Annotated in this window: 28 protein-coding genes; 21 read left to right on the forward strand and 7 right to left on the reverse strand. The window is 58.9% G+C overall.

What is annotated here, in order from left to right:
- Positions 1–22 precede the first annotated feature (22 nt).
- The 6 genes from BWR02_RS05080 (at position 23) to BWR02_RS05105 (ending at position 6,319) form a co-directional block, all read left to right on the forward strand.
- Positions 23–1,627, forward strand: a complete 1,605-nt coding sequence (locus BWR02_RS05080; RefSeq protein ID WP_139556669.1) for an O-antigen ligase family protein — start codon at positions 23–25, stop codon at positions 1,625–1,627.
- A 28-nt stretch (positions 1,628–1,655) separates the two neighbouring features.
- A complete protein-coding gene (locus BWR02_RS05085) occupies positions 1,656–2,801 on the forward strand; it encodes a glycosyltransferase (protein ID WP_162560025.1) in 1,146 nt (381 codons plus the stop codon).
- Positions 2,802–3,156: 355 nt separating this feature from the next.
- Positions 3,157–3,804: a class I SAM-dependent methyltransferase gene (locus BWR02_RS21600; protein WP_162560026.1), complete on the forward strand. Its 648-nt coding sequence runs from the start codon at positions 3,157–3,159 to the stop codon at positions 3,802–3,804.
- A gap of 72 nt (positions 3,805–3,876) precedes the next feature.
- Positions 3,877–4,470, forward strand: a complete 594-nt coding sequence (locus BWR02_RS21525; RefSeq protein ID WP_139556672.1) for an LbetaH domain-containing protein — start codon at positions 3,877–3,879, stop codon at positions 4,468–4,470.
- A gap of 51 nt (positions 4,471–4,521) precedes the next feature.
- Complete coding sequence (locus BWR02_RS05100) at positions 4,522–5,433, forward strand: glycosyltransferase family 2 protein (RefSeq protein WP_139556673.1); 912 nt, start codon at positions 4,522–4,524, stop codon at positions 5,431–5,433.
- A gap of 130 nt (positions 5,434–5,563) precedes the next feature.
- Positions 5,564–6,319, forward strand: a complete 756-nt coding sequence (locus BWR02_RS05105; RefSeq protein WP_236101938.1) for a glycosyltransferase family 2 protein — start codon at positions 5,564–5,566, stop codon at positions 6,317–6,319.
- Between the two features lie 781 nt (positions 6,320–7,100).
- Here the strand turns inward: BWR02_RS05105 and BWR02_RS05115 are convergent.
- Together BWR02_RS05115 and BWR02_RS05120 are read right to left on the reverse strand one after the other, a co-directional pair.
- Positions 7,101–7,532: a DUF2887 domain-containing protein gene (locus tag BWR02_RS05115; protein ID WP_139556675.1), complete on the reverse strand. Its 432-nt coding sequence runs from the start codon at positions 7,530–7,532 to the stop codon at positions 7,101–7,103.
- Positions 7,457–7,636: a ribbon-helix-helix domain-containing protein gene (locus tag BWR02_RS05120; RefSeq protein WP_139556718.1), complete on the reverse strand. Its 180-nt coding sequence runs from the start codon at positions 7,634–7,636 to the stop codon at positions 7,457–7,459. The genes BWR02_RS05115 and BWR02_RS05120 overlap by 76 nt, the downstream gene beginning before the upstream one ends.
- A 71-nt stretch (positions 7,637–7,707) precedes the next feature.
- Between BWR02_RS05120 and BWR02_RS05125 the strand changes: the two genes are divergently transcribed.
- Positions 7,708–7,935, forward strand: a complete 228-nt coding sequence (locus BWR02_RS05125; RefSeq protein ID WP_139556676.1) for a DUF433 domain-containing protein — start codon at positions 7,708–7,710, stop codon at positions 7,933–7,935.
- The gene (locus BWR02_RS05130) at positions 7,932–8,306 is read left to right on the forward strand and encodes a DUF5615 family PIN-like protein (RefSeq protein ID WP_139556677.1); all 375 of its coding nucleotides are present in this window, start codon (positions 7,932–7,934) and stop codon (positions 8,304–8,306) included. The genes BWR02_RS05125 and BWR02_RS05130 overlap by 4 nt, the downstream gene beginning before the upstream one ends.
- 378 nt (positions 8,307–8,684) lie before the next feature.
- On the opposite strand, the gene brnA is transcribed toward BWR02_RS05130, so the two are convergent.
- Both brnA and BWR02_RS05140 read right to left on the reverse strand, forming a co-directional pair.
- Positions 8,685–8,915 (reverse strand): type II toxin-antitoxin system BrnA family antitoxin, encoded by a 231-nt coding sequence (gene brnA / locus BWR02_RS05135; RefSeq protein ID WP_139556678.1) that lies wholly within the window; start codon positions 8,913–8,915, stop codon positions 8,685–8,687.
- Positions 8,916–8,940: 25 nt separating this feature from the next.
- Positions 8,941–9,165, reverse strand: coding sequence for a BrnT family toxin (locus tag BWR02_RS05140; RefSeq protein ID WP_139556679.1), 225 nt, complete (start codon positions 9,163–9,165; stop codon positions 8,941–8,943).
- A gap of 563 nt (positions 9,166–9,728) precedes the next feature.
- Here BWR02_RS05140 and BWR02_RS05145 point away from each other — a divergent pair.
- Positions 9,729–10,112, forward strand: a complete 384-nt coding sequence (locus tag BWR02_RS05145) for a DUF1640 domain-containing protein (protein WP_139556680.1) — start codon at positions 9,729–9,731, stop codon at positions 10,110–10,112.
- A 322-nt stretch (positions 10,113–10,434) separates the two neighbouring features.
- Here the strand turns inward: BWR02_RS05145 and relB are convergent, their stop codons facing one another.
- From relB to BWR02_RS21430, 3 genes are read right to left on the reverse strand one after another with little or no spacing between them, the layout of a single operon-like run.
- Positions 10,435–10,764, reverse strand: a complete 330-nt coding sequence (gene relB, locus BWR02_RS05150) for a type II toxin-antitoxin system RelB family anti-toxin transcriptional regulator (protein WP_139556681.1) — start codon at positions 10,762–10,764, stop codon at positions 10,435–10,437.
- Positions 10,745–10,870 carry a BrnT family toxin gene (locus BWR02_RS21605; protein WP_201276159.1) on the reverse strand — a complete coding sequence of 42 codons (126 nt, stop codon included), beginning with the start codon at positions 10,868–10,870 and terminating at the stop codon, positions 10,745–10,747. The genes relB and BWR02_RS21605 overlap by 20 nt, the downstream gene beginning before the upstream one ends.
- Before the next feature lie 26 nt (positions 10,871–10,896).
- Positions 10,897–11,025, reverse strand: coding sequence for a BrnT family toxin (locus BWR02_RS21430; protein ID WP_268921380.1), 129 nt, complete (start codon positions 11,023–11,025; stop codon positions 10,897–10,899).
- A gap of 661 nt (positions 11,026–11,686) precedes the next feature.
- On the opposite strand from BWR02_RS21430, the gene BWR02_RS05160 reads away from it, so the two are divergent.
- The 12 genes from BWR02_RS05160 (at position 11,687) to BWR02_RS21610 (ending at position 21,677) form a co-directional block, all read left to right on the forward strand.
- Complete coding sequence (locus BWR02_RS05160) at positions 11,687–12,172, forward strand: hypothetical protein (protein ID WP_139556682.1); 486 nt, start codon at positions 11,687–11,689, stop codon at positions 12,170–12,172.
- Between the two features lie 1,132 nt (positions 12,173–13,304).
- Complete coding sequence (locus tag BWR02_RS05165) at positions 13,305–14,270, forward strand: Rpn family recombination-promoting nuclease/putative transposase (RefSeq protein ID WP_139556683.1); 966 nt, start codon at positions 13,305–13,307, stop codon at positions 14,268–14,270.
- A gap of 677 nt (positions 14,271–14,947) precedes the next feature.
- Positions 14,948–16,276, forward strand: a complete 1,329-nt coding sequence (ltrA, locus tag BWR02_RS05170; RefSeq protein ID WP_201276160.1) for a group II intron reverse transcriptase/maturase — start codon at positions 14,948–14,950, stop codon at positions 16,274–16,276.
- A 154-nt stretch (positions 16,277–16,430) separates the two neighbouring features.
- Positions 16,431–16,790 carry a Gfo/Idh/MocA family protein gene (locus BWR02_RS21065; protein ID WP_201276161.1) on the forward strand — a complete coding sequence of 120 codons (360 nt, stop codon included), beginning with the start codon at positions 16,431–16,433 and terminating at the stop codon, positions 16,788–16,790.
- Between the two features lie 192 nt (positions 16,791–16,982).
- The gene (locus BWR02_RS05180; RefSeq protein WP_236101941.1) at positions 16,983–17,354 is read left to right on the forward strand and encodes a nucleotidyltransferase family protein; all 372 of its coding nucleotides are present in this window, start codon (positions 16,983–16,985) and stop codon (positions 17,352–17,354) included.
- A complete protein-coding gene (locus BWR02_RS05185) occupies positions 17,351–17,722 on the forward strand; it encodes a HepT-like ribonuclease domain-containing protein (RefSeq protein WP_139556684.1) in 372 nt (123 codons plus the stop codon). The genes BWR02_RS05180 and BWR02_RS05185 overlap by 4 nt, the downstream gene beginning before the upstream one ends.
- A 133-nt stretch (positions 17,723–17,855) precedes the next feature.
- Positions 17,856–19,397, forward strand: coding sequence for a heparinase II/III family protein (locus BWR02_RS05190; protein ID WP_201276162.1), 1,542 nt, complete (start codon positions 17,856–17,858; stop codon positions 19,395–19,397).
- 71 nt (positions 19,398–19,468) lie between these two features.
- A complete protein-coding gene (locus BWR02_RS05195; protein WP_139556686.1) occupies positions 19,469–19,861 on the forward strand; it encodes a DUF6431 domain-containing protein in 393 nt (130 codons plus the stop codon).
- Positions 19,862–19,899: 38 nt separating this feature from the next.
- On the forward strand, positions 19,900–20,151 hold the full coding sequence (locus BWR02_RS05200) for an MDR/zinc-dependent alcohol dehydrogenase-like family protein (RefSeq protein WP_201276163.1): 252 nt from the start codon (positions 19,900–19,902) through the stop codon (positions 20,149–20,151).
- A 38-nt stretch (positions 20,152–20,189) separates the two neighbouring features.
- Positions 20,190–20,624: a DUF29 domain-containing protein gene (locus tag BWR02_RS05205; protein WP_139556687.1), complete on the forward strand. Its 435-nt coding sequence runs from the start codon at positions 20,190–20,192 to the stop codon at positions 20,622–20,624.
- A gap of 381 nt (positions 20,625–21,005) precedes the next feature.
- Complete coding sequence (locus BWR02_RS05210) at positions 21,006–21,410, forward strand: zinc-dependent alcohol dehydrogenase (RefSeq protein ID WP_201276164.1); 405 nt, start codon at positions 21,006–21,008, stop codon at positions 21,408–21,410.
- A gap of 45 nt (positions 21,411–21,455) precedes the next feature.
- Positions 21,456–21,677, forward strand: coding sequence for a HepT-like ribonuclease domain-containing protein (locus tag BWR02_RS21610; protein ID WP_407941053.1), 222 nt, complete (start codon positions 21,456–21,458; stop codon positions 21,675–21,677).
- The last annotated feature ends 82 nt before the right edge of the window (positions 21,678–21,759 follow it).

The raw sequence follows: 21,759 nt of genomic DNA on the forward strand, positions 1-21,759 counted from the left end.
GCAGAACACCGTACTACCTTGAATGAATAGCGTCGCAGTCTCCGTTATCGTAGTCTTCATCGTATTTGGGTTTACTCGATGTTCGGGGGTCCATGTACGCGCCCTTCAGCCGGTTATCTTTCTTTCACCTTGGCAAGGGCTGTCCGCCGACGTTGGCGTCAATGTGTCGGCCTTCCAGTTGGTAGTTTTAGGGGCGTTGCTCGGGAATTATATACGGCGAAGTTCGAGGCTTTTTCGGTCAGGCTTTCTATTGCTTCCCGGTAGTTTTTACGTCTTTCTTGTTTACGTAATCGTTAATTCTTTGGCACAACTCCCATTTCTACCGGATGTTACGTTGTCGATCGGTGAGGCAAGAAATCCCACGACGCGCGCCGTGCTGCAGATAGTTGTTTTCCTTCTGTCGTTAGCTCCGGTATTGCTTGCAGCAACGGCCGTTCGGCAAGCGAACGATCTTTTTAGACTTGGTAGAACGTATTTGATTTCATGTCTCATACTGGCCGGAATTGGGTGGGTTCAAGTAATTTGGTGGCGCGTCACCGGTAGGGATCCGTTACCTATAGGCTTTCTCCAATCGGTGCTGACCGGCAGCGACTCTATCCTAAGGACCGGCCTATACGGGACCGATGTTGGGGAATTCATTCGGATGTGTTCGTTCGGTGGGGAGCCAAAGGGTCTCGGGCAGGCGTTAGTGGTGGCACTCCTTTTAATTCAGACGGGCGTGTTGGCGCAGCTTGGCGTAAAGCCGGCTCGGAGGATATCGATTACCCTGATTCTTGCCATTTCTGCAGTGGCGACCCTTTCCACCTCGGCGCTTGCTTTATGGACGATTGGTAGCCTCGTCGTCGCGCTTCAGGCTATTTCATCGCGAAACTCGCGTGAAACGAAAAATACGCCACTAATCTTTCCGCTCGCCCTTGGAATTCTTGCGGCGGCGCTTGTTGGTTACGTCTCGATCTCTGGACCTGGGAGCGTCGTGCCGGGGGGGGCTTCAGTGAGTGATATCCTTATCGAAAGAACTCTTGGCCGTAGTTTGATCGAGGATTTTGATCAGGCTGTACTTGGCTTTTTGGCTCAAGCCCCGTTATACGGCATCCTTGGCGTAGGCCTCGGCAATGTTCATCTTTATGCTGACGAGTTCCTTGATCCGCTAACGGCGGCGTTTGCACATGGAATGGCATTTGTCGCCAAGAGTGGATATCTGCGCCTTATTTCCGAGGCGGGCATCATAGGGCTTGCTCTGTTTTGTGTGTCGGTTATTTCCATTATTCGACGTCTGGGCGTCGCCGCGAAGCGCGTCCAGAACCCCAGAGAAAAGGTACTGTTGCATAGTTTAACGTGTCTAGCTGGGGTCCTCTTTTTCTTTTTCCTCGGGCGGACCTATGTGGCTCCACAGTTCTACCTGGTTCTTGGTGTATGTTCGTCACGGGTAGTCGCGCGCGCATCCCAAGGGGTCGCAACGTGGGCAAAACTCGGATCATCGAAAGCAGCGTGTGTGGGCCAAAAATCGAATTTGAAAGAGCGTGAAGTGGAATTCTCTGAACTCGACTCCCGGGACGGACACATTCATCGGGAATGTCGCAATAACAAACGAGACCTATCCCGTCCGAAAAGGCCTCTCAGAATTTGAATGGTTATCGAAGAAAAGGGAAAATGCCTTGAAGATCATCCATACCATTGCCAGCCTTGATCCCTCCACAGGTGGTCCATCTGGTTCTGTTCCGGGACTCTGCAGCGCTCTTTCTGCCTTAATACCGGACATTGCGATTATTGAGGCGAATCGGTATTCGGGAAAGGCGGGAGCGGTGGTCTGTAAACTCGGGGAAGGACTAACTCAAAACGGTGTTGGGATATTTCTGGAAACCACCCGTGGCGACTTCGCAAAACTACTTTTCTCATCAGTGTCCCCGGGGAAGCACGTTATCATTCACGATCATGGTCTATGGCTCCGGAATAACCATAAAGCGGCTGTCATTGCCTTTGATCATAGGGTTCCACGTATCGTGAGTCCACGAGGTATGTTGGAACCTTGGGCGCGGCAACACCATGCTACTCGCAAGCGTATTGCATGGGCTTTGTATCAACGGCGTGATCTAAAACGGGCGGACGCTCTACATGCGACCTCTCAACAAGAAGCGGAAACTCTGCGCGACTTAGGGTTCGCACAGCCGATTGCGATCGTTGCAAACGGGATCGTGTCGAGGACAGATCCGTTGCAGCGGAAACCTCCAGATCGCGAGCGCTTAGCACTTTTCCTTTCACGCGTTCACCCCAAAAAAGGTTTGTTTGACCTCGTTGAGGCATGGCACCATCTAAGGCCTCAGGGCTGGCGCGTTCAGATCGTGGGTCCTGATGAAGGCGGTCATCGCGCGCAGGTCATGCGGCGCGTCGAAGAGCTTGGCTTAATGAGGTCGTTCGAGTTTCTGGAACAAGTAGCGGGGCAGACAAAGGAGGGGCTGTATAAGGCAGCCGATCTATTTATACTTCCGAGTTATAGCGAAAATTTTGGGAACGTTGTCGGAGAGGCGCTTAGTTTTGGCCTGCCGGTAATAACAACCACCGCAACACCATGGTCTGCGCTCGAGACTCATCAATGTGGGTGGTGGATTAGGCCGGGGGTGTCGTCGCTCGTCTCAGCTCTCGGTATCGCCCTTAGCCTTAGCGACGCTGACCGATGGGAGATGGGTTCCAGGGGAAGGAAGTTAGTCCGCGACAGCCTTTCCTGGGCAACCATCGGTCTGCAGATGGCTGAGGTATACCAATGGGTTTTGGGCGGTGGTGACCAGCCATCGCACGTCATTTAGGTGAAGAGTAATGGAAATAGGACAGCGATCTGCCTGCGATGTTTGTGGTCCTTCGCGTTTTACGGTGGTATTAGAGGGGCTTTCTCATAGGTATCAAACTAAGGGTGATGTAAGAGAATTCAGGTATAGCCTTGAACGCTGTGAACTCTGCGCTTTGGTACGTGTGTCTCCGACGCCCGACGAGAGTACTGTAGAGTCGTTCTATACCAATGAATATGAATGTTACGCCGATCGGGGGGATTGGGAAAGGGGGGTCTCACGGCGGTTGAAAATATGGGCTGCGCGAAATAGATACAGCGGCGCTGTGGCCGTGCGAAACGTGGTCCGTGTCTTGGAATGGTTCTCGGGCCGGGTCATGGCAGATACCTTAGCCTTTCCGTTCACTCTTCCCGTCAGTGCAAGGATGCTTGACTTCGGATATGGTGCGGGTGGCTGGCTTCGCATGATGACGCAGTGCGGGTATAAAAGGCTGGCTGGTTTTGATATTCCGCAAAATAGACAGAATGAAGGCAGGTTGCGTGACATCGGGATCTCGGTCTTTCACGGGAAGTGCTTTGAGGCCGGTCTAGGAAAAGCGTCATATGACCTCATCCGAATGGAGCATGTCTTGGAACATGTTAGTGACCCGATTCGTGTCCTAAAATGCGTGATGGAACTCCTTTGTGAAAACGGGTTTGTGGTCATGACAGTTCCTAGTGCAGCTGGTTTTGCGTTTGGGATCTCCCCGGAAAAATGTACCCTCCGGCAGTCTCCCTTTCACCTTTTTCTTCATAGTAAGGCATCTCTCAGGGCACTCTTGGAATCCGTAGGTTTCGTTGACGTTCGAGTCCATGGGTATGGGGTGCCTGGAATCTTCGGATCTACCTTAGGAGCATATTTGCCGTCCGTGCTTCGCCCTCTCGCTCACGGCATATTTCTAATCTTGGGACCATTTTATACTTTTGCCGCGTTTTTTTTTGATAGGCCGGACTTCATCTCGGTTGTTGCCAGAAAGGCGCAATGAATTGATTTTTTTTGTGCAAAGTGTGCAGGTTTTTTTGAATCGGCGCGGTAACATATGTCTTGGGTTGCTTAAATGGTATCGGATAAAGAGGGTCCTGGATTAGACGTCCGGTGCTGTCGTGAGGCAACACCCTATACTCGGGCAGAATACCTCGCGCGGGCCCTGTGGTGGGGGGTGTTTCCTCTGTTTCGATTTAGTCCTCGCCCGTTTTTTTGCTGGCGCAGGCTGCTTTTGCGTATCTTTGGAGCCACGGTATCTCCCGGGGCTAATATTTATCCTAGTGCAACCATTTACCTTCCGTGGAACCTAACGATAGGGCGCGACGCATGCATTGGCGAATGGGCACTTATTTATAACCTTGGTCCGGTTTTTATCGGTGACCGAGCGACTGTGTCGCACCGAGCACATCTTTGTGCAGGAACACACGACTACACAACGCCTGCGTTTCCGTTGCGCAGGCTTCCAATTGAGGTTGGCGCGGATGCCTGGATCTGCGCGGACGCTTTCATTGGGCCGAATGTCTGGATCGGGAGGGGTGCGATTGTTGCTGCTGGCGCAGTGGTGGTGAAGGACGTTGGCGAGTGGGAGATAGTGGGTGGGAATCCAGCACGTTTTCTTAAACGCAGACGGCTAACAGACGGACAAGATGCGGCAGAGGAAGTTTGATGCCAGCTCGGCCTGGTTGTTGGGCAACGGAGATACGAGAACTACGACGGTATGACAAGGCAAACTGATACGGAAGAGAACGCGCTTCCTGTTACTGTGCTTCTTGCAGCCAAAAATGAGGCGATCAATTTGCCGCGATGTCTGGCCGCGTTGAGACGAGCTGCGCGAGTGATTGTGCTCGACTCCCAGAGCACGGACGCCACAGCGGATATTGCCGTGGGACTCGGTGCCGAGGTTGTGCAGTTTTGCTACGCAGGAGGCTATCCGAAAAAGCGGCAGTGGGCGATGGAGAATTTAGACATCTCTACACCATGGGTGCTCCTAATCGATGCGGATGAAGTTGTGCCGGATGCGCTTTGGGACGAAATTGGCGCGGCCTTAAGTCGCCCGGATTGTAGTGATGCCTTTCTGATTACGAAGGGCTTTCACTTTCTTGGACGTCGTTTTCGGTATGGAGGTTTCTCGCATAGTGCGGTGCTACTTTTTCGGAATGGGTGCGCACGCTTTGAGCGGTTGTTTGATGATAATTCCGACAGTCTTGATATGGAGATACACGAGCGGGTTGTCGTTGACGGGCGACTAGGCGGCCTTAGAACACCTTTGATTCATGAGGACTTCAAGGGTTTGGAGGCGTACATAGCGCGCCACAACAAATATTCCACGTGGGAAGCAAGGGTGCGTCATTGGTACTTTACGAAAGGGAGATACGGTGAGGACATTATTCAGGCAAGGCTTTTTGGCAACTCACAAGAACGGCGTCGGGCTTTGAAAGAGGTGATAATTTGCGTTCCCTTCGAACACTGGGTTTGGTTTTGCTATCACTACTTCTTTCGGCTCGGGGTTTTTGAGGGTCGAGCGGGCCTTATAGCTAGCCAGATTCGCGCAAGCTACATTGCACAGGTTAATGCGAAACTCCATGAAATGCGTTTGGAGGCTAAAAGAAAGGCTGGCGTGATCGGTTAAAGATCTGGTTCAAAGCGATCCCTTGGTTTGCCCACGTTCGAGCAAAGGCTGGAGAGCTTTATGACAGCAGAATGGGCCTGCCGTGATGTGTGGAGCCTCCCGGCGCTTCTAAGGTAGGTATCGTTTTCAGATGGGCAGCATTGGAATTTCTGTGGTCACCGCATGCTTCAACGCTTCATCGACGATCGAGGCAACGCTTGATTCGGTCCGGGAACAGACATTCCGGTCAATCGAACATGTCGTCATCGACGGCAGCAGCTCGGATGGCACCTGGGATATCGTGGCGGAGCGGCGAGGCTCGCTGGCGGTCGCGATCAGTGAGCCCGACCAGGGCATTTATGATGCGCTGAATAAAGGGATTGCACTTAGTACCGGGGACGTTGTCGGGTTTCTGCACGCGGATGATGTCTACGCAGATTCGGATGTACTGGGCCGCGTCGCGCTGGCCTTTGAGGATCCGAAGGTGCAAGCCGTGTATGGTGATCTGGAGTACCTAAGCCGGGACGATCCAGCGCGCGTGATCCGCCATTGGCAGTCGGGGCCGTTTTCTCGCAGCAAGCTGGCATGGGGTTGGATGCCGCCGCATCCGACTTTGTACGTTAGGCGGTCAATGTACGCGCGGGTGGGTTTTTTCGATTTGCGCTACCGCATCGCGGCGGATTACGACATGATCCTGCGGCTGTTTTCACAGCCGGACTTCAAGGCGGTTTACATCCCAACGGTGCTGGTACGGATGCGCTTGGGTGGGGCAAGCAATCGATCGTTGGGGAATGTCGTGCGAAAGTCGTTGGATGATTGGCGGGCTTTGCGCAGTAACCGTGTGGGTGGCGTGGGCGCGTTGTGCTGGAAGAATTTCAGCAAACTTGGGCAGTTCGTGCGGCGGTAGGGCAGTGGTTGGTTCGCGCAGGGGGTTGGGTTCCTACAGGGTGGGGCATTGTTTTTTTTGTAGGCGTCGAGCCCTCTCGGCGAAGGGGTTTTGGTCCGGGGCGGTGGTGTGTTCGCCCAGTGGGCTGGGCTCCTACAGGGTGGGCGTTGGTTTTGCTGTAGGAGCCGAGCCCTCTCGGCGAATTGGGTTTCGGGCTGGGACGGTGGTGTGTTCGCCCAGGGGGCTGGGCTCCTACAGGGTGAGCATTGGTTTTGTTGTAGGACCCGAGCCGTCTCGGCGAAGGGGCCTTGGTCAGGGGCGGTGGTCTGGTCGCCCGCATGGCGGGCTCCTACAGGGTGCGGCGTTGGTTTTTTGTAGGAGCCGAGCCCTCTCGGCGAAGGGGTTTTGGTTTGGGGCGGTGGACGGTTCGCCCAGGGGGCTGGGCTCCTACAGGGTGAGCATTGGTTTTGTTGTAGGAGCCGAGCCTTCTCGGCGATTGGGCTTTGGATAGGGCGGTGGTCTGGTCGCCCGCATGGCGGGCTCCTAGTGCGCTCGTGGAGGCGCACACATAGCACGGTGGAAGTCCGTGTCGGGGCAAGTCATGACCCCGTAGCTGAAGGTAACTGCGTCGTCGTGAGGCGGGGTGGGGAGCAACTGGAGGCGAACTGGCAGTCCGCAGGATGACGAACTCGATGCGGCGGGGAAACGGCGGCGAGCCTGCTAGGAGAGGGTGAAGCCTGAAACATATCGGACACGTTGGGGATGGCAGCGCCGGACGAGCTGTCACGGAATTACTGCGCGTTCAGCTTCGTCGCGCCCCTCGGCGAAGACCCCCTGGCAAAACGCGGGGCTTTTTCTCATCGGTGATCGGTAGCTGCAGCATGTCGCGGATCTCCTTGCGGGACCCATGGGGGCATTTCGATACCAAAGTCGTCTCGATCAGGTCGCGGGTTTCGAGCGGGTCGGCGGTGATATGTCGTTCAGTCGCCAGGGCGCGGGCTTCCGCCGGTGTGGCGGCTGGGCCGAGGATCACCAACCGGGCCAAGCGCGCATTGCACCCGAGGTGCTCGGCGCCGAGCAGGTCGCCGAGGTAGCCAGGGTGTCGCTGCGCGATGCTTTCGCGGATACGTTGTATCCTCTCTGGCGGAGTGGCGTGCTTCACAATCGTGGGCACCGCCGTACGAGCACGAGGGACGGCGTCAGAGGAGTAGAGTGTGATGACCTCTGGCGCCATGGATGGTGCAACGCGCGAGAAGGTGTGCCGTGCGCAGCGATGAACATGCGCACGGACCGATCCGTATCCGGCGACACGGCGATGTTCCAGCGCACTGAATGCATGATAGCTTCGGTGTCTCTATAAGAAAGCCCAAAGTCAAACGCAATGCGTTGAACGTTCAAACGAGGTGCTTATGAAGCTGGATCGAATCACGGTGAACCCTGAAATCATGAACGGGCAGCCTTGCATGCGTGGCATGCGGCTAACGGTGCGGCGCGTCGTTGAAGCGGTCGCCTTGTACCCAGACCGTGCGGAACTCAAAGCGGAATACCCGGAGTTGGAGGATGAAGACATTCGCCAAGCGCTGGCATTTGCTGCTCTCAGCCTGGCCGATGAGGTTTTGCCTGTGGAAGCTGCGTGAATCGGATTCTTCTGGATCAGGGTCTCCCGAGGTCCGCCGCTGCGGTACTCCGGGAATCGGGGTGGGACGTGGTACATGTTAGCGAGCTGGGGATGAGTCAATCCACCGACCGCACCATTTTAAACTTTGCGCTTGCTCAAGACAGAACTGTTGTCACCCTGGATGCCGATTTTCACACTCTGCTTGCAGTCGCTAACGAATCCGGTCCTTCAGTGATTCGCATTCGCCAGGAGGGCTTGAAGGGTAGGGAAGTCGCAGCGCTCCTTCTCGTCATCTGGTCGAGAATCGAAGCTCAAATTCAGCGAGGCGCGATGGTGACCGTTACCGAAAAGACCATCCGCTTGCGAAATCTCCCCCTTACTACCGGGTAAAGACCGCAACTTGCCTGACGGCGTTTTTTGGGGTCTGGGCTTCCACCCCAATTAAGTGGTCTGATCGCCCGGATGCCGGGCTCCTACAGGGGGGGGCATCCGTTTTTTTTAGGAGCCGAGCCTTCTCGGCGATTGGGCTTTGGATAGGGCGGTGGTCGGTTCGCCCAGAGGGCTGGGCTCCTACAGGGTGGGGCGTCGGTTTTTTGTAGGAGCCGGGCGGTTTCGGCGAATGGGTTTTGGTTGTGACCCGGGCCTTGCAACCCGCGATCCCGGAGATATCGGTGCGCCACGTGATGGCGTTGATGGAGCAGCTGATCGCGGATAACCCGCCGGGAAAGGGATGGTACTGGCGCGACACCTAGCGGCCGTTCTCAGCCATCAGGGCTCTTGATGATGGCGTAACTTGTCTGCGAGCCAGAGCTTTATCAGCGATTGGCGGCTTACGCCCAACCGATGGGCCTCCTTGTCGAGCGAACGGACCATCCAGGCGGGGAAGTTTAGCTTGATGCGTTTTGGCTCGAGGCCGGGGCGTCGGGCCATGCTCATGTCGAGTGTGCCCGTGACATCGTCTCCCGCGTCAAATCGGTTGTCAAAATCCGAAGCTTTCATAAAGTTCAACTTCCTCTTTCCGAGATCACCGGACAGAAATCAGGCGAATGTTATCACTGCGGTTGGTGATCACCGCCGACCAATGCTTGCCGCGTATGATGCCGATGACCATACAACGCGGCTCGTCGACCGTTCTCGCGGGAATTTCCAGGCGGTCAGGATCGTCCCACAAAGCCTGCGCTTCGTCGAAATCGATGCCGTGTTTGGATTTGTTCGCTGCGCTTTTCTCTCGATCGTATTCGAACACCATGCGCACTGTATGGCATAAAGCCGAGGGTGGAACAAGCCTTTGAGTCGGAATCCGGAATCAGTGGTCTGTTCGCCCAGAGGGCCGGACGCCTACAGGGTGGGGCGTCGTGTTGTTGTAGGAGCCGAGCCCTCTCGGCGATTGGGTTTGGGCGCGGGGCGGTGGTTTGTTCGCCCAGGGGGCTGGGCTCCTACAGGGTGGGCGCCGGTTTTGTTGTAGGAGCCGAGCCCTCTCGGCGAATGGGTTTTGGTTCGGGGTGGTGGTCTGATCGCCCGCATGGCGGGCTCCTACAGGGTGGGGCGTCGGTTTTTTGTAGGAGCCGAGCCCTCTCGGCGAATGGGCTTTGGGTCAGGGGCGGTGGTCTGATCGCCCGCATGGCGGGCTCCTACAGGGTGGGGATCGGTTTTGTTGTAGGGGCTGGGGTCGTCTCGGCGAAGGGGCCGTGATCGGGTACGGCAGAGGCATTTTCTGGGTTCAGGGTTGGTGTGTGACGCGACCAGCGAACAGTCAGCTCGCCGCAGTGAGCCGCTGATATACTCATTGCCCAGGAATTCGAGGGTCTTCCGATGAGTGTGGCATTGCGGGTATACGAACAGCTGACAGATGCCGGCGAGGACAAAGTGCGGGCGCGGGCGATCGCGGATGGCTTCGAGCAGATGGAGGAGCGGTATGCGCCACTGCGGGATACGGCGACGCAAGGGCAGTTGCGCGAAACCGAGCTGCGGCTGCAGAAAGAAATCAAGGAAGTCGAGCTGAAACTAGGCAACGAAATCCGCGAAGTCGAGCTGAAGCTGACCAAGGAGATCGAGGGCGTTCGGCTGGATGTCAAAGCGTTGGAAGCTCGCGGCGAAAAGAATCGCGCCGATCTGGTGCGGTGGGTGGTAGCGGTTGGGATGCTGCAAACGACGCTGGTCATCGGTGTGCTAATGAAGATCGCGCATCTTCTCTAACGCCACGACGGCTAACTTCTTCGGCCGTAGGCAGGTCCTGGACCTCTCGCCGAATGGGCTCTGGTCTGGGCGGTGGTGTGTTCGCCCAGAGGGCTGGGGTCCTACAGGGTGGGCGTTGGTTTTTTTAGGAGCCGAGCCCTCTCGGCGAATGAGGTTTGGTCCGGGGCAGTGGTTGGTTCGCCCAGGGGGCTGGGCTCCTACAGGGTGGGGCGTCGTGTTGTTGTAGGATCCGAACCCTCTCGGCGATTGGGTTTTGATCACGGCAGTGGTTGGTTCGCCCAGGGGGCTGGGTTACGCAGGGTATCCTCGCTGTGGCGCCGCTTTAGTCCAAGGCGTCCAATGCGGCTTCTGGAGCTTTGTTTAGAACCTTCAACAACGACTTTGCAGCCCCTGTCGGCAAGCGCTTTCCTTGCTCCCAGTCACGAATGGTTCCGACGGGGACATCGATGCGCCGTGCGAACTCTGACTGGCTAAGGCCAAGGCGTTTTCGGACCCGTCGCGCGAATTTCCCAGCATCAAGCATCGCTTCGGCGTCATCAGCTGCACGGTGGGTGGCAATTTCTTCCTCCGAAGTGGCGTCGACGCGCGCCAAATCAATGCGCCCGATCGACAGGGAGGCAGGACGACGGGGGTCAAGCGTCACGCGTGCCATGCTCGTAGTGCCTCACTTCTCGTCGATTCGCTTTACGCGCCGAAATAATTCGTATGATGTCGTGGCGGGGCGTGTAGACCACTATGAACAAACGCTGGTGGATCATCCCGGTTAACTGGTAGCGGTCTTCCCCTAATTGTACCGCTTATCCTCGGTGACGACTCGGTTCGGGTCGAAGAAGGCCATGGCGGCATAAGCGAAATCGAAACCGCGTTGCGGGAAACACGCTTCGCTCTTGTCGTCGTCCCATTCGAATTGCATGGGGTAAAGTTAGTCCAACGGCAGGCGATCAGCAACACAGGGTGAGTTCCAGAGATCGGCCAGCGAGACAGGGAGGCTTTGCGGCGACTGACATAGCGGCGTCTACCTGGCTGCGCTCGGTGTCTTGTAGGAGCCGAGACCTCTCGCCGAATGGGCTCTGGTCTGGGCGGTGGTGTGTTCGCCCAGAGGGCTGGGCTCCTACAGGGTGGCCGTTGGTTTTGTTGTGGGAGCCGGGCGGTTTCGGCGAATGGGTTTTGGTCCGGGGCGGTGGTCTGATCGCCCGTATGGCGGGCTCCTACAGGGTGGGGCATTGGTTTTGTTGTAGGCATCGAGCCGTCTCGGTGAATGGGGTTTTGGTCCGGGGCGGTGGTCTGATCGCCCGCATGGCGGGCTCCTACAGGGTGGGCAGCAATGTTTTTGTTGGGATTGGGCCGTCGCGGCGATACCTGGAAATCCGCACCGTCCTCCGGGCGATGTCGCGGTGTCTCGGCCGGGGAATTGTGACGGGCTGCGCAGTTCCGGAGAAAAGGCATTGGAAACAGTGGTTAACCTTGCAGTTGGTGGCTAATGTGTCTTCTCGCGTGTGGCGGTATTCGGCCGCGGCGCGCGGGGGAAGCCAAAGCGCTTCCGGTGTGCCACCAATCCATTCAGGTGAAATCCCATGTCCAATCACCATCAGCTGACGACGACCCTTTCCGAACAGGACCTCGGCGAGATTCTGACGATGATCGCGGCGCTGAGGGCCAAGTTCGATTTCCTGATCACCTTGACGGCGCAGGAACGTCGCGAATTGCCGAAGATGGGCGAACGCTCGATCGGCTTCGAGGAAAAATGCGCAGGGCATATGTCATCGCATCCGGAATTCCTTCCGGGTTTCGTTTCGCTCGACCAGATCAACCAGGAACGGGCCCTGCGCAACCAATTGATGCGGTGTTTCTTGCCGCTGCAGGGCTTGTCCACCGCAATGGAGGACACGTTGATGGCCGTCAGCAGCGAGATTTGGATGGCCGATCTCGCCTTCTACCATAATGCGCAGGATGCAGCCCGTCGGAAACTGCCCGGGGCGGAAGCCATCTGCAATGATCTCAGTACGCGGTTCCCTGGGGGCGGGCGGCGTAAGGAAACAGTTGAACCGACCGAAGCGTGAGTGAGCCCAAGTTTCGGGTCCTCGGCTGAGCCGCGCCGCGGGGCCGCGAGTCGGGCAACGGATGAAGCGGCAGTGAACGAGCGAGCGACGCCACTGCGGAGCGGGGAATGCGGTATGGATCGCCCAGCGTCTTTCCTTAGCGACCAAATAGCGCGCGATCGACGGCTCAGCATGACCAGTCGGTACCGGGGCTCCGGTGAGCAGCAAAGGGATGGCAGGAGTGGACCTTCCTGTGATCGACTCGGGCGACGGGCACAGATGACGGCCCATCGGAACGCGTAGGACCCACTCAGGTGTCCAGAATCTCGCGATCGACTCTCTGAACCACGGCGGCCATTATCAAAAAGCCGCCGTGGATTCTTTTTTTCCCGCCGCCGATTCTTTTTGGGACGCGCCCGGCCCAAAATGGGGCGGTCTGCGTTAATTTAGCGCCGCCCTCGGGTTGTAGAGAGTCGCCGTCGACATTCTGAGAATCGACGCCGATACTCAGAGCTCCGCCGTCGGAGCAGCACACGCCGGCGGCGAGTTTGCCAATGTCCCTGTCGACTCTTTTTGCGACGCGTTGGGGTTCGGAAGTGTCGCTGGCGGTTCTCGGAGTGTCCGGCGGGGATCTCCGAATGCCGTTGCCCCTGTGCAGAGCGGGAGTGACGCGTTTCAAAGCGCCGCGCAGCGGTGCAAAGAGCCGGGATCTCGTGCGGATTGGTCCAGAACGGTGCGGTTCGGGGCAGTCGGTCTTTTTGTAGGAGCCGAGCCCTCTCGGCGAAGGGGGTTTTGATCAGGGCGGTGGTTGCTTCGCCCACGGGGCTGAGCTCCTACAGGGTGGGCACCGGTTTTTTGTAGGAGCCGAGCCCTCTCGGCGAACGGGTTTTGGTCAGGGTCGGTGGTTGGTTCGCCCAGGGGGCTGGGCTCCTACAGGTCGGGGCATCGGTTTTGTTGTAGTAGCCGAGCCCTCTCGGCGAATGGGTTTTGATCGGTGCGGTGGTTGGTTCGCCCAGGGGGCTGGGCTCCTATAGGGTAGGCGCTGGCTCTACGGACGTGCGGTTGGTGCGCGCAGACTGAACTCGTACAATCGGGCTCAGGTAGGTAAGGGCTGATTTGCGGAAATCGCTTAACAGTCCCTTGTGGAGCTCAAATGCAACACGATCCGAGCTACAAGCTGCTCTTCAGTAACCCGGCGATGGTCGAGGACCTCCTACGCGGGTTCGTGCATGAAGAGTGGCTCGGCGACGTTGATTTCTCGACCCTGGAAATCGAGAACGGTAACTTCGTCAGCGAGCACTTGGTGAAGCGTTCTGATGACGTGGTGTGGCGGGTCAGATTCCGGGACGAGTGGTTGTACGTCTATCTCGCGATCGAGTTCCAGTCCACGGTCGATCCGTTCATGGCGCTCCGGATGATGGTGTACGTGGGCCTGCTATACCAGCATCTGGAACGTGGCGGTCAGTTGACCCGCCACGGACGCTTGCCGCCGGTGTTGCCGTTGGTGCTGTACAACGGCCAAGCGCGCTGGACGGCACCGCTGGAGATCAGCGAACTCATTGAGGCGGCGCCGAGCCGGGATCTGTTGCTTTACCGGCCGCAGTTCCATTACTTGCTGCTGGACGAGGCCCGGATCGCCGAGAGCGATTTGAGCGGGATGAAGAATCTGGCGGCGGCGTTATTTCGGCTGGAGGCGAGCCGCGGTCCGGAGGATATCCGAGAGGTTTTGGCGTGTTTGATTGACTGGTTGCAGGAGCCGGCCCAACGCTCGGTGCGGCGCGCCTTCGCGGTGTGGATGCGGCGGGTGTTGCTGCCGGCGAGGATTCCTGGGGTCGAACTCGAGGAGTTTGAAGATATTCAAGAGGTGCAGAGCATGTTGGCGGAACGTGTGAAACAGTGGACCGAAGAGTGGAAGCAGCAAGGTCTCGAACAGGGTCTCGAACGAGGCATCTCGCAGGGCGAAGCACAGATTTTGCGCCGTCAGTTAGCACGCCGTTTTGGTCCGTTGCCCGACTGGGTTGAGATGCAGTTGAATCAGGCGTCAACCGACCGGCTGGAACTGTGGGCCGATCGTATCCTCGACGCGGACTCGTTGGATGCGGTTTTCCGGCAGAGTTGACACCGTTGGCAGGAGCGCGTCCCCGCTCAACGGATTTATCGCGAATCGTGCAACAGGTCATTCGGGCTTGCTGCCAGCGCTCGGTTCGACTGCTCGAATTCGATGTGGAGCAGCGGGTCAATGGCAGGCACGGGGCCGGCGATTGACCACGGGGCACATACTGGCAGAGATCGGTTTGTTTTAGGAGCCGAGCCCTCTCGGCGAATGGGTTCTGGTCAGGGTCGGTGGTTGGTTCGCCCAGATGGCTGGGCTCCTAGTGCGCTCGTGGAGGCGCACACATAGCACGGTGGAAGTCCGTGTCGGGGCAAGCCATGACCCCGTAGCTGAAGGTAACTGCGTCGTCGTGAGGCGGGGTGGGGAGCAACTGGAGGCGAACTGGCAGTCCGCAGGATGACGAACTCGATGCGGCGGGGAAACGGCGGCGAGCCTGCTAGGAGAGGGTGAAGCCTGAAACACATCGGACACGTTGGGGATGGCGATAGGAAACGCTGTCCGGGCCGGCCACGTGGTGGGAGGCGGAATGTTGGGACGTGTGTGCGAGAGAAGCGAGGAGACCTGGTCCGCGGACGCGAAGCGGGTCAGGAGTCGGAGCCCGCATAGTACCGAGGCGGCGCGAGCCGTGAGAGGCGCGGAGAGCAAAACCGGGCTGAGGGAAGGCAGGGCAGGAAGGTAGAGACGTGACGCCAGAGACCCGCAAGACGGCATCGACAGTGCCGAGCGAGGCTAAACGAGAGGCAGAAGCCTGCGGAATACCCGGGGTGGAAGCGGCGATCTGGACGGAGCGTATGGTTTCGGCGCTGGTGAACGGCGTCGCAGGAGGGCAATGGTACAGCCTGATGGACAAGGTCTGTGCGCCCAAGACACTGGCGTTGGCGTGGGCGAGAGTGCGGGCCAACCGCGGTGCGGCGGGCGTGGATGGGCAAGGCGTGGAGCGGTTTGCCGCGCAAGCCGAACGGTACTTGGCGGAGCTCAGCCGGGCGTTGCGGGAAGGCTGCTACCGTCCCGCGGCGGTGAAGCGGGTGGAGATTCCCAAAGGGCCGGGTCAAACCCGACCGTTGGGGATACCGACGGTGCAAGACCGGATTGTACAAACGGCGCTGAAACTCGTGATCGAACCGATCTTCGAGGTGCAGTTCCTGGCGACGAGCTTCGGCTTTCGCCCCGGTCGAGGCTGTAAGGAGGCACTGCGGGAAGTCGATCGGCTGCTGAAGGCCGGCTACACCCAGGTGGTGGAGGCGGACCTGAAGGGTTACTTCGACCGCATCCCGCACGAGCGCCTGATGGCACGGGTGGCGTCCTCGGTCAGCGATGGCCGGGTGCTTGACCTGATCCGCGGTTGGCTGGAGCAAGACATCTTGCAGGGGCTGGACCGTTGGACACCGACCGGCGGCACGCCGCAGGGTGCGGTGATCAGTCCGCTGCTGGCCAATGTCTACCTGCATCCGCTGGATGAGCGGATGATGGCCAAAGGCTACCGGATGGTGCGCTACGCTGACGACTTCGTGGTGTTGTGTGCCACGCGGGAGGAGGCGGAACGCGCGTTGCAGGAGATCCGTCGCTGGGTCGCGGACCACGGCCTGACCCTGCATCCGGAGAAAACCCGGATCGGTGACAGCCGTCAGCCGGGCGCAGGGTTCGACTTTCTGGGCTATCGGTTCGAAGCCGGTAAGCGCTGGGTGCGGCAGCAGAGTCTGCAGCGCTTCAAGGACGCCATCCGGGGGAAGACCCGGCGGACGCGGGGCGAGAGTCTCGCGCGGATCGTCCAGGACCTGAACCCCCTGTTGCGGGGCTGGTTCCACTACTTCAAGCAGGCCCACCCGTTCACGTTCGAACGCTTGGACAAGTTCATCCGCCGGCGTTTGCGCGCCGTGCTGCGAAAGCACACCAAGCGACCGGGTCGTGGGGCCTGTCAGGCCGACCATCAACGCTGGCCCAAGGCCTTCTTCGCTGCTGCCGGGTTGTTCGCACTGTATCCCGCTTGGCAGACGGCGAGAAACTCCCGATGAGGAAACTACCGACTGGAGAGCCGTGTGCGGGAGAACCGCCTGCACGGTTCGGAGGGAGGGGAGACAACTGTCTTCCCTCCCCCTATCATCCAGTTCCAAGCCACCGGTGCTGATGGTCGGGTTTAACCGCCGCTTCGCACCGCAGGTCGTCAAGATGAAGGAACTGCTGCGCATGGTAGCGGAGCCTAAGGCCTTCGTGATGACGGTGAACGCAGGGGCGATTCCAGCCGAACATTGGACGCAGGATGCTGCGGTCGGTGGCGGGCGAGTTATCGGCGAAGCCTGCCATTTCATCGACCTGCTGCGGTTTCTGGCCGGCGTTCCTATCCGCGAACATTCGGTAATCCGTCTAGATTCCGCCACTCGGGATTCGGTGAGTTTGCAGTTGCAATTCACCGACGGGTCAATTGGGACGGTGCACTACCAGCCAATGGGCACAAATCTTTCCCCAAGGAACGGCTGGAAGTGTTCAGTGCAGGGCGGATTTTGCAATTGGATAACTTCCGAAAGCTGACGGCGTTCGGGTGGCCTGGCTTCACCAAAATGAACCTGTGGCGTCAGGACTGGGGGCAGAAGGCTTGCGCCGCAGCGTTCGTCCAGGCGGTTGAGCAAGGCGGCGCGTCGCCGATTCCGTGGGAAGAGGTGGCAGAGGTCAGCCGGGTGACGATTGAGTTAGGGGAGCAAGCGAGGCAGCGGAGGGGCTAAAATGGAACTCGCGTTGCGCATGCGGCGAATGGTCGAGGCACCAACGGCTTCTGTGGACATTTCTCCTATTGAGGCATCAATGAAACCCTCTCTGGCTCTGGAGTTGCACCGGGAAGATATCCGTCGCATTGTCGAACGGAATGATGCCAGGAATCCCCGGGTGTTTGGCTCCGTCGCTCGCGGCGAAGATACCGAGGCAAGTGACCTTGACCTCTTGGTTGATCCGATCGACGGCAGGACCACGCTGATCAGCCTCGTGAGGATGAAGCGCGAACTGGAGCAAGCGCTTGGTGTAAGGGCCGATGTCGTGACGCCCAACGGGCTACGCGATCGTATTCGGCAAGGCGTGTTAGCGGACGCGACGGCCGTATGACGCGCGATCGACGACGGGTTAACGAGCGCTTCGCTGATGTCCTGGAGGCTATCGAAAACATCAAATCCGATCTCGGTGAGTTTGGCAGAGATGAATTTCTTACCGACGGCAAGACGCAACGCGCGGTCATCGAGAGCCTGATCGTGATGGGTGAAGCGGGGAAGCGTATTCTCGAGTTGGAGCCCGGTCTTCAAACGCGCCAACCCGAACTGTGGCAGCATCTCCGTGATCCCTACGATATGCGCATCGTGTTGACTCATGAATATTTTCGCGTGGACCCAACGATCGTCTGGACGACGCTTCAGTGTAGTGTCCCCGAGCTTGAGCGCCATCTGGTGGATTGGCTCAGTTGCGACCCTCCAAGCTGAGATTTGCGCTCAGTCATCCGGTGCCGCCTTTAGGCCGCACCATCGCGGTGGCCGGGTAAGCGTCCGGCCAAAGCCGGTCTTACGCGGCAAGCGTTTTGTTCGTCGAAGTGGGTCATCGCAGCGGAATTTATCGGTGATTGTTTCCCGTACCGTTCATCTTCTAGCCCGCTACCTCCATACACTGCGTTATCTGCGAGCCGAGCAGATCTATGGCCGGGTGTGGTTTCGACTATACACGCCCAGTCCGGACCATCGGCCGGCGCTGGCATTGCGGACGGGAGCGGGTACGTGGCAGCAACCGGCAAAGCGGCGGGTAAGTCTGTCCAGCCCTACGTGCTGCCGGTTTCTGAATGAAGAGCGCGACATCGGCAGTGCGGCGGCGTGGGACGATCCCAGCTGCGACAAGCTGTGGCTGTACAACCTCCACTATTTCGATGACTTGAATGCGGAGGGCGCCGCGGGGCGCTCCGCGTGGCACACGGCGTTAATCGAGCGGTGGATTTCGGAGAATCCGCCGGGCGAGGGCACAGGGTGGGAGCCTTATCCAACCTCGCTGCGTATCGTCAACTGGATCAAGTGGGCGCTGGGTGGGAATGCGATGTGTGCCGAGTGGCAGGGTAGCTTGGCCGTGCAGGCCCGCTGGCTGGCGAAGCGGCTGGAATGGCATCTGCTGGGCAACCACCTGTTCGCCAACGCCAAGGCGCTGATCTTTGCCGGGTGCTATTTCGACGGAGCCGAAGCGGCCACTTGGTTGGCGAAAGGATTGCGGATACTGGAGCGGGAACTGCCGGAACAGGTCCTGCCGGACGGCGGGCAGTTCGAGCGCAGTCCGATGTATCACGCGCTGGCCTTCGAGGATGTCCTGGACCTGATTAATCTGTTTGCCGCTTTTCCCAACGCGGTGCCCGAGCGGTGGCAGGGTTTAGTCTCGAGCCTACCCGAATTGGCCACAAGGATGCACCGGCCGCTTGCCGTGATGCGGCACCCAGACGGGGACATCGCACTCTTCAACGATGCGGCGATGGGCATCGCGCCATCGTGCAGGGAATTGGAAGGCTATACGGTGCGGCTCCGTTTGCCGGCGCTCTCGGCGTTAACGGACGGTGTCGTTCGTTTGCGGGACAGCGGGTATCTGCGGGTGCAGCGCGGCGAGTGCGTGGCGTTTCTGGACGTTGCCCCGATCGGCCCTGAATACCTCCCCGGCCATGCGCACGCCGATACCTTGTCGTTCGAGTTGTCGCTTTTCGGTCGGCGGGTGTTGGTCAATTCCGGAACCTCCGTCTATGGCACCGGGCCCGAACGGCAGCGGCAGCGGGGTACGGCGGCTCACACTACCGTGACCCTTGATGGTGCCGATTCGTCGGAGGTTTGGGCTGGGTTTCGGGTGGCGCGGCGCGCGAGGCCGTTCGGATTGCAAGTCGACGACGTGGGCGAGGTCTGGTGCGTCGCCTGTTCGCACGATGGCTACCGACGCCTGACCGGCAAGCCGGTGCATCGCCGTGTCTGGCGTTTCGGCCAGGGTTCGTTGTCCGTCATGGACACCGTCGAGGGGCCGTTTCGAGAGGCGGTGTTACGTCCTTCCGTAGTTGAGTCCGCCCGGACTCGATCATCTCTTCGTGTTTCAGGGCGATCGAAAGAAGTCTTCCTTTCACACGGCGAGACAATCCAGGGCTGAGGAAGGCCGGTGCTCCTCTGTTATCGTGGAAGGTTCCTGACGCTTTCCACCCTGACAAACGAGACCGGCCTATGCAGCGGATTGTGCCTGCGATTCTCTCTTTTGAACAACATCGCGACACACTGCAACGCGAGCCGGTGACCTACCGGCCTGCGGGTTGTCCGCATTGCGGTCTCGCCAGGCTGTGGGGTCACGGCGGTTATGTCCGCAAGGCGGATCGGGATCGGTCGTCGCCGGGTTCATTGAATCCGGTGTTGATTCCCCGTTTCTTTTGTCAGGGTTGCCGCCACACCTGTTCACGACTGCCGGAATGTATCGCGCCAAGGCGTTGGTATGGCTGGGCCGTGCAACAGGTGGTGTTGCTGTGGCTGCTCGCAGGTGGCTCGCTGCATCAGGCGGCGGTGCGAGGCGGTGTTGATCGGCACACGGTGCGGCGCTGGTCGATTTCGGGAAGGCGAATCTGATCGATAAGGCGCGCCAGCAACCGGACAAGGTCCGGCAGGTGCTGGAGAAGGTGAAGACCGACGGCTTGGCTCCCACGCTGGAAGCGGTGCGCAACAAGCTGGACCAGCCGCTGTCCATGGGTTACTGCAATGTCGGTACGGTGCTGGAAGTCGGCCTGGACGCGTCCGGCTTTGTTATCGGCGAGCGGGTCGCCTCGAACGGCAAGCATGCCGAGGTGGTAAGCATCCCGACGAACTTGTACGCCAAGGTGCCGGAGGGCGATACGCGCCTACAAGCAGAAGCACTGTGATACCGTTCAACTCATTCGGCACGTATAGCGAGGACACCATGAGCGCACAACTGCATGACCAGGATTTCTATTCGTGGACTCACCAACAGGCCGAACTGTTGCGCCAAGGACGGTTGGGCGAGCTTGATACCGAGCATTTAATCGAGGAGTTGGACAGCATGGGTGCGCGGGAACGGCGGGAACTGGAGACGCGACTCTCGATCCTGCTACAGCATTTGCTGAAATGGCGGTATCAGCCTGAGCGGCGCGGGGTTAGCTGGTTGCGGACGATCAAGATCCAGCGCATCGATGTTCTACGTGTTCTGGAAGACAACCCTGGGCTTAGGCACCGGCTGCCGGAACTCTTTGCCAGCGCGTACAGCAGAGCGCGCATCCTCGCGACGGACGAAACGGCCATCGATGAAGCAAACTTTCCCGAGCAGCCGCCTTTTGGCATCGACGAAGCGCTGAATGCAGAGTTTTTGCCGGAATAGGAAGTACTACCTTCAGACGCCTTTCGGGTACACCTACGCCAAGGAAGGCCTGCGGCCTTGGCGAAAACCGATGTGAGGCTGCCGAGCGAGGGAAAGGGCCGGGGGTGAAATCGATGGGCCGGCACACAGGATCAAGATGAAGCAGATTTTGCAGAGTTTGAGTGACGGGCGCACGGAAGTGGCCGAGGTCCCGTGTCCGGCAGTCCGCGCGGGGCAGGTCTTGATTGGCACCCGCCGGACGTTGGTGTCGGCCGGCACCGAGCGGATGCTGGTCGATTTCGGGAAGGCGAATCTGATCGACAAGGCACGCCAGCAGCCGGACAAAGTCCGGCAGGTGCTGGAGAAAGTGAAGACCGATGGGCTGCCCCGACCCTTGAGGCGGTGCGCAACAAGCTGGACCAGCCGCTGCCCATGGGTTACTGCAATGTCGGTACGGTGCTGGAAGTCGGACCGGACGCTTCCGGCTTCGTTATCGGCGAGCGGGTCGCCTCGAACGGCAAGCATGCCGAGGTGGTAAGCATCCCGACGAACTTGTGCGCCAAGGTGCCGGAGGGCGTCTCCGACGATGCGGCCGCGTTCACGGTGGTCGGTGCTATCGCCCTGCAGGGCATTCGGCTGGTGGCGCCCAGTCTGGGTGAAACTGTGGTCATCACGGGGCTGGGGCTGATCGGCTTGATCCTTGTCCAGTTGCTGCGCGCGCGCGGTTGCCGGGGTGGTCGGGCTGGGTTTCGATCGGGACAAACTGGACCTGGTGGCGCGTGGATCTCCGGACGGCACAAGAGCTGAGTTCCGACTTTCGCTCAGCTGTGTTGGCGGCCGCTGAAGACCAAGATGTCGCCCTGTGACCGTAGCCGTTTCCGGCAACTGCTTGAGGCCGCAAGCGATGCCGTCCACTTCGCGGCTGCCAGGCATCGGAGTGACTTGGATCAGGATAAGATGCTTGCCTTGGCGCTCGTCAAGGCGATAGAAATCATCGGCGAGGCCGCGAGCAGGGTTTCGCAAGAGGCACGGGCCGAACATCCCGTTCCAGAACCTGCCAAGAATAATAGTTAAATAGCCCCAAGAATCATACAAATTGTCGTTGCTATAACAGGTGCAATAGGCGTTATTCCCGCTGCCGTTATTTCGGTATGCA

Source organism: Methylotetracoccus oryzae, assembly GCF_006175985.1.
In the GTDB taxonomy this organism is placed as follows: Bacteria; Pseudomonadota; Gammaproteobacteria; order Methylococcales; family Methylococcaceae; genus Methylotetracoccus; species Methylotetracoccus oryzae.

What these genes read in the sequence shown, in the direction of transcription:
- BWR02_RS05080 (WP_139556669.1), top strand. Translation starts at nt 23, where the DNA reads ATGAATAGCGTCGCAGTCTCCGTTATCGTAGTCTTCATCGTATTTGGG.
- BWR02_RS05185 (WP_139556684.1), top strand. Translation starts at nt 17,351, where the DNA reads ATGACGCGCGATCGACGACGGGTTAACGAGCGCTTCGCTGATGTCCTG.
- BWR02_RS05125 (WP_139556676.1), top strand. Translation starts at nt 7,708, where the DNA reads ATGAAGCTGGATCGAATCACGGTGAACCCTGAAATCATGAACGGGCAG.
- BWR02_RS05205 (WP_139556687.1), top strand. Translation starts at nt 20,190, where the DNA reads ATGAGCGCACAACTGCATGACCAGGATTTCTATTCGTGGACTCACCAA.
- BWR02_RS05100 (WP_139556673.1), top strand. Translation starts at nt 4,522, where the DNA reads ATGACAAGGCAAACTGATACGGAAGAGAACGCGCTTCCTGTTACTGTG.
- BWR02_RS05180 (WP_236101941.1), top strand. Translation starts at nt 16,983, where the DNA reads ATGGAACTCGCGTTGCGCATGCGGCGAATGGTCGAGGCACCAACGGCT.
- BWR02_RS21600 (WP_162560026.1), top strand. Translation starts at nt 3,157, where the DNA reads ATGGCAGATACCTTAGCCTTTCCGTTCACTCTTCCCGTCAGTGCAAGG.
- BWR02_RS21525 (WP_139556672.1), top strand. Translation starts at nt 3,877, where the DNA reads ATGGTATCGGATAAAGAGGGTCCTGGATTAGACGTCCGGTGCTGTCGT.
- BWR02_RS05105 (WP_236101938.1), top strand. Translation starts at nt 5,564, where the DNA reads ATGGGCAGCATTGGAATTTCTGTGGTCACCGCATGCTTCAACGCTTCA.
- BWR02_RS21605 (WP_201276159.1), bottom strand. Translation starts at nt 10,870, where the DNA reads ATGATCCACCAGCGTTTGTTCATAGTGGTCTACACGCCCCGCCACGAC.
- BWR02_RS05140 (WP_139556679.1), bottom strand. Translation starts at nt 9,165, where the DNA reads ATGGTGTTCGAATACGATCGAGAGAAAAGCGCAGCGAACAAATCCAAA.
- BWR02_RS05165 (WP_139556683.1), top strand. Translation starts at nt 13,305, where the DNA reads ATGCAACACGATCCGAGCTACAAGCTGCTCTTCAGTAACCCGGCGATG.
- BWR02_RS05145 (WP_139556680.1), top strand. Translation starts at nt 9,729, where the DNA reads ATGAGTGTGGCATTGCGGGTATACGAACAGCTGACAGATGCCGGCGAG.
- brnA (WP_139556678.1), bottom strand. Translation starts at nt 8,915, where the DNA reads ATGAAAGCTTCGGATTTTGACAACCGATTTGACGCGGGAGACGATGTC.
- relB (WP_139556681.1), bottom strand. Translation starts at nt 10,764, where the DNA reads ATGGCACGCGTGACGCTTGACCCCCGTCGTCCTGCCTCCCTGTCGATC.
- BWR02_RS05160 (WP_139556682.1), top strand. Translation starts at nt 11,687, where the DNA reads ATGTCCAATCACCATCAGCTGACGACGACCCTTTCCGAACAGGACCTC.
- BWR02_RS21430 (WP_268921380.1), bottom strand. Translation starts at nt 11,025, where the DNA reads ATGCAATTCGAATGGGACGACGACAAGAGCGAAGCGTGTTTCCCGCAA.
- BWR02_RS05120 (WP_139556718.1), bottom strand. Translation starts at nt 7,636, where the DNA reads ATGCATTCAGTGCGCTGGAACATCGCCGTGTCGCCGGATACGGATCGG.
- BWR02_RS05115 (WP_139556675.1), bottom strand. Translation starts at nt 7,532, where the DNA reads ATGGCGCCAGAGGTCATCACACTCTACTCCTCTGACGCCGTCCCTCGT.
- BWR02_RS21065 (WP_201276161.1), top strand. Translation starts at nt 16,431, where the DNA reads ATGAAGGAACTGCTGCGCATGGTAGCGGAGCCTAAGGCCTTCGTGATG.
- BWR02_RS21610 (WP_407941053.1), top strand. Translation starts at nt 21,456, where the DNA reads ATGTCGCCCTGTGACCGTAGCCGTTTCCGGCAACTGCTTGAGGCCGCA.
- BWR02_RS05195 (WP_139556686.1), top strand. Translation starts at nt 19,469, where the DNA reads ATGCAGCGGATTGTGCCTGCGATTCTCTCTTTTGAACAACATCGCGAC.